Genomic DNA, 4,545 nt, shown 5'->3' with positions numbered 1-4,545 from the left:
AAAATTTATACCGCCGAGGATAGCCGATTCGATTTTGTGTATGGATATACAAAATCTATCATGAGGCCCGAGGCACCCTAAGAGGAAACATATTATGGCTTTAAGGGTAATCTATGTGTCAGCTCAGAAGGTATTATTACAGGGATTACGCTGACACCTGCACATATTGACGAAAGGGAATCGCTCTATGAAGTTGTGCCAGGCATTGAAGGATTATTACTTGCTGATAAAGGATTGATTGGTCAGGATTATCAACAAGATTTCAGGCTGGAGACAGGCATTAATTTGCAGACTCCTAGTGTGCCAAGAAGGTGTGTAAACACCATGCTTGTTAAAAGATGGGAGTAGGTCTCCCGAAATCGGTATATAGCTACGGGCTTCAAACCACCTCAAGCTGCTGTAATAAAGAGTTATGGTAGTGAGCGTTGAGGAAAAGGCATAGATATATGTCAGGTATGAGATAAGAAGATGAACGAAAGTGAACCACTGATGACGTGTCGTTAGCAAATTTTCATGATGTCAAAACCAGTGGGTTAGGGGCACGCTGGGATAAGTCTAGAAGGTGGCTATTTACTGACTAGACGGCATCCGGTATTGAGGTGGCATGAGCTTATCTTAGGCTTTTAGCAGGAACTTGGGAACCTGTCGTTCTGATGACAAGGGAAAAATCTAAAGTGGTAGCCCCATAAAGATGAAAGTACCAAAGCAGAGCACAGGGGCGGAGTAACTCGTAGTAGTGTTGAAATTCCTGTAATGGGAATGGAGCGAAGGGGTTACATTGTACCGTTGTGAAAATGAGTCAACCATAACATGGGAGGAATRAATTTGACATCAACAAAACCTTTTGAYATTCCYAAGCAYACTGTTTGGGAAGCGTATAAAAGAGTCAAAGCAAACAAGGGCGCAGCAGGAGTGGATGATCAATCTCTGAGTGAGTTTGATAGAAATCTATCGGGCAATTTATTCAAAATATGGAATAGAATGTCTTCTGGAAGCTACTTTCCACCTGCGGTTAAACGGGTAGAAATTCCGAAGGGGGATGGTAAAACCAGACCGCTAGGAATTCCTACTGTATCAGAYAGGATAGCTCAGATGGTTGTTAAAATCATGATCGAACCTGAGTTAGAGGTTCACTTTGATAATGACTCTTACGGTTATAGACCTGGGAAATCAGCGCTTGATGCGGTTGGAATAGCAAGGCAACGATGTTGGCAATATGATTGGGTTGTTGATATAGACATCCAAGGATTTTTCGACAACATTGATCATGATTTGCTAATGAAAGCAGTATGCAAGCATATCAAGTGCAAGTGGATTATTCTCTATATACAACGTTGGCTTAAAGCGCCAGTTGAGATTGATGGTAAATGTGTACAGAACTTATCAGGAACACCGCAAGGTGGTGTGATTAGTCCAATCCTTGCCAATCTATTTCTTCATTATGCTTTAGACAGATGGGTGAAAAAGAACTTTCCAATGGTCACATTTGAGCGGTATGCAGATGATGCCATCTACCATTGTAGATTCCAATCAGAAGCTGAGCAGCTCAAAAAGGCGCTTGAAGTCAGACTAGAAGAATGTAAGCTAAAACTGCATCCTGAAAAATCAAAGGTTGTATACTGCAAAGATGGTAAACGTAGCGGAAGTTATGTGAATCAGCAGTTTGATTTTCTGGGATATACCTTTCGACCTCGATTGGTCAAAGCAAAGAGAGGGAATTTCTTTGTTGGTTTTAATCCAGCAATGAGCAAGAAAGCTCAAGGGAAAATCAGTGATCAGATAAAAGGTTGGAAAATGCAGCTTTGGTCAAATCAATCTCTGGAAAGTATTGCTGAACTTATCAATCCTAGAACGAGAGGATGGATAAATTACTATGGAAAGTATCAAAAATCCTCAACGTATAAAATAGCTAATCAACTGGATTATGCTTTAGTGAGATGGGCGAAAAGGAAATTTAAAAAGCTCAAAACGAGTAAAACTAAGGCAAGAGAGTGGTTAGCAGGAGTAAGAGCGAGGCAGCCCAATCTTTATACACATTGGCAACTGAGCCAGCATAAGGTTGTACAATAAGAGCCGTATGACAGGAGACTGTCACGTACGGTTCCGTGAGAAGCTAGAGGGGAAGTTCCTCTGGCTTACTCGACCTTCTCTTTTACCCTGCCGTTTCGTAAAACGGAGGATGATGGCAAGGGCAAAAAGCCTGAGCTTTTTTAGTCGAATGATCATTCAATTAAACAGGTTCTTCGGTTGCCTGAGGATTCTCGACAACCCCGTTGAATCTGAGCAATTAAGAGTAAACATCAATCAAAATCAATATTCACATTGACACTGGAGATTTGTAAAACCATTTAAAATTTAATCGCATAAGAAAGCACACAACAGCAAACAGACCAGAGTTCAAAAAGCTTGTTTTCAGGTTGTTTTTAAATCAGAACAACCCAGGACAACCCCGTTATTTTGGCGCTGACGTGCTGCCGCCACTATCACCTGTGTGCGTATGCCCTTTAAGCGATATGCCTCCAGTAGTTACATCGTCCGTTACATTAATTCTGCCCTGGATGGTTGCCGTTGTTCTACCACCTTGGTTGTAGCCCGTCATCCCTTGCATATACGTTAAACCACCTTGTACTAACATATTGCCTGTGCAAATTGTCTTAGGCGCATCAATTTTGACTTGTGTTGATGTTTTGATATCAATATCACCACCAAACCCAATTTTAAGCGTTTTAGCGGCAATAACTTCCACTTCTCCAACACAGTTTATTGACAGTTTCTTCTGTTCGTAGTCATAACTGACACTGGTACCATCTTTATAAATCGTTGTGTGCTCATTTTGGTTTAGTGTGGGTTGATTTTTAGTGTAAATCGCAGGTAACACAATGCCATTATTTAACTCACCGGACGGACTTAAAACGAGCACTTGCTCACCAACGGATGGTTTCCACCAAGTAACGCAATCGCCCGTTCTTTGTGTCAACCACGGCAGCCATCCGCTAACGTTATCACCGAGCTTTACTTTTAAACGTGTCTCGTTTGTTTCAACCACGACCCCCACGCGAATCAGGTTATTTAGGCGTCGTTGCATATCAACAAGGTATTGTGTAGCATCATTCATTGTTTTCATCAACTGAGTTAATAACTTTTATCTCACCTCGGGATTGTTGTACTTGGTTTTTCTGGTGCTGAATTAAAAACAATATTGTTGTTTACATCAATCTCAACCTCTGGTGAAACACCATTCTCTTCATACACCGAATCACCATAGTAAAAACGGATTAAAAACAGAATTTCCCAACTGATATATCCGTCTATTTCAGGCGCAAAAAAGTCCTGTTGGTTGGCAATGACTTGCGCCGCCTCTAATTGCTCGCTTTTAAAATAATTGCCATCAATAAACGTACTGATTGCAAGGGCAGCGTCACGAATATTCATCTGCCCCAAGGGCGTATCGTTAAACAGCAAGCGCAATGCAAAGGTGCATTCAACCGTGTTTATATCCGTGGTGATCTTCGGCGCTAAATCAAAGCTTTGTAGCTCTAAATGCGCCAGCGGCAATTTAGTGCCCCTCAATGTTTGCACATCAGGATATAGCTGCCAGTTAATACGTGGTTCACGCGCTTGTAATGCGCTTAATATATGCTCGCTCAGCGCGCGCGTGTTTTGTAATTTGTCCGTCATTAAGTTCCACCAAACTTAAATTTAACCAACTGGGTGAATTCTTTCTCAAAGTAATCATAAAAATAGTAGGGCAGTAACTTCTGCAGCAAATCTTCCGCTTGCTCATCAATCACCAGCACGGCAAGCTCAGCAGTGCCGCGTAAGCGTACACGTCCAGCTTTGGTTATGTAGGCATTGCCTGCGGTTATTCCTTTAACAAGCACATCAATACCCACTTGTTTTGGTCTGCCTAATCCATCTAAGGGTAAGTCATTTAAACCTGCCCATATCTTATATGAACCTTTATGGCTATCCTGTTTAAAAACAAACAACCGCTTTCTTAATAGTTTTAACGGAATATCTAAACGGCTGGCTATTTCACGCGTTACGCGCTTATTGGCATAATTAACCGCACGCCCAATCGATTGATGATAAGCATTACCTAGCTCTTTTTCTGTGGCTTTAATACCGCCAATGGCATCAGCTATAGCAAATGCTTCTGCCTTAGAAATCGATATACTCATTAGTCACCGCATCACTTAAAATCAGTTTGATCAGTCCGCCACCTTCTAACAGCTTATGCTCAACACGATAGCTTTGTGCACTGTTCAGTAAAGTGATGGTGTCGTGGTGCTCAATTTTGTTTTTATCCATAAATTTAAGCCACGCGACACCTGAACAGTTTTTATATTTAGCCAGGCTTAAATCATGCAGACTCTCTATCAGTTCATGCTTAATAATTAACTCGTCCCCTGTGCGCTCAATGCGTGCAGACTCACCAAAGTCATTAAACAGACAATCAAAGCTGTCGCTGCGAGCCATGGATAGCGGAACGCGAGGGCGAGTAGACCCGGGTAGCCTTGCGCTGTTGATCAGCAAGCGACGTGC

At 42.0% G+C, this 4,545-nt stretch carries 5 protein-coding genes and 1 pseudogene; 2 read left to right on the top strand and 4 right to left on the bottom strand.

Annotated elements, in window-relative coordinates; translation table 11 throughout:
* Positions 1–81 precede the first annotated feature (81 nt).
* Together CU053_RS06665 and ltrA are read left to right on the top strand one after the other, a co-directional pair.
* Positions 82–300: pseudogene (locus CU053_RS06665) on the top strand (transposase); the annotation flags it as partial.
* Positions 301–810: 510 nt separating this feature from the next.
* Complete coding sequence (ltrA, locus tag CU053_RS04935; protein WP_199244216.1) at positions 811–2,070, top strand: group II intron reverse transcriptase/maturase; 1,260 nt, start codon at positions 811–813, stop codon at positions 2,068–2,070.
* Between the two features lie 382 nt (positions 2,071–2,452).
* Here ltrA and CU053_RS04930 read toward each other — a convergent pair whose 3' ends face one another.
* From CU053_RS04930 to CU053_RS04915, 4 genes are all read right to left on the bottom strand, one after another.
* Positions 2,453–3,115 carry a phage baseplate assembly protein V gene (locus CU053_RS04930; protein WP_158107013.1) on the bottom strand — a complete coding sequence of 221 codons (663 nt, stop codon included), beginning with the start codon at positions 3,113–3,115 and terminating at the stop codon, positions 2,453–2,455.
* A 32-nt stretch (positions 3,116–3,147) separates the two neighbouring features.
* Complete coding sequence (locus tag CU053_RS04925) at positions 3,148–3,678, bottom strand: hypothetical protein (RefSeq protein WP_100551084.1); 531 nt, start codon at positions 3,676–3,678, stop codon at positions 3,148–3,150.
* A complete protein-coding gene (locus tag CU053_RS04920; protein WP_100551083.1) occupies positions 3,678–4,181 on the bottom strand; it encodes a hypothetical protein in 504 nt (167 codons plus the stop codon). The genes CU053_RS04925 and CU053_RS04920 overlap by 1 nt, the downstream gene beginning before the upstream one ends.
* The coding region (locus CU053_RS04915) for a hypothetical protein (RefSeq protein ID WP_233263340.1) at positions 4,162–4,545 on the bottom strand (384 nt) is incomplete at its 5' end. The genes CU053_RS04915 and CU053_RS04920, both read right to left, overlap by 20 nt.

This window comes from Caedibacter taeniospiralis, assembly GCF_002803295.2.
Lineage (GTDB): Bacteria > Pseudomonadota > Gammaproteobacteria > Francisellales > Francisellaceae > Caedibacter > Caedibacter taeniospiralis.
The sequence above is the reverse complement of the archived record's forward strand: the minus strand, read 5'-3'. Positions and strand labels throughout refer to the sequence as shown.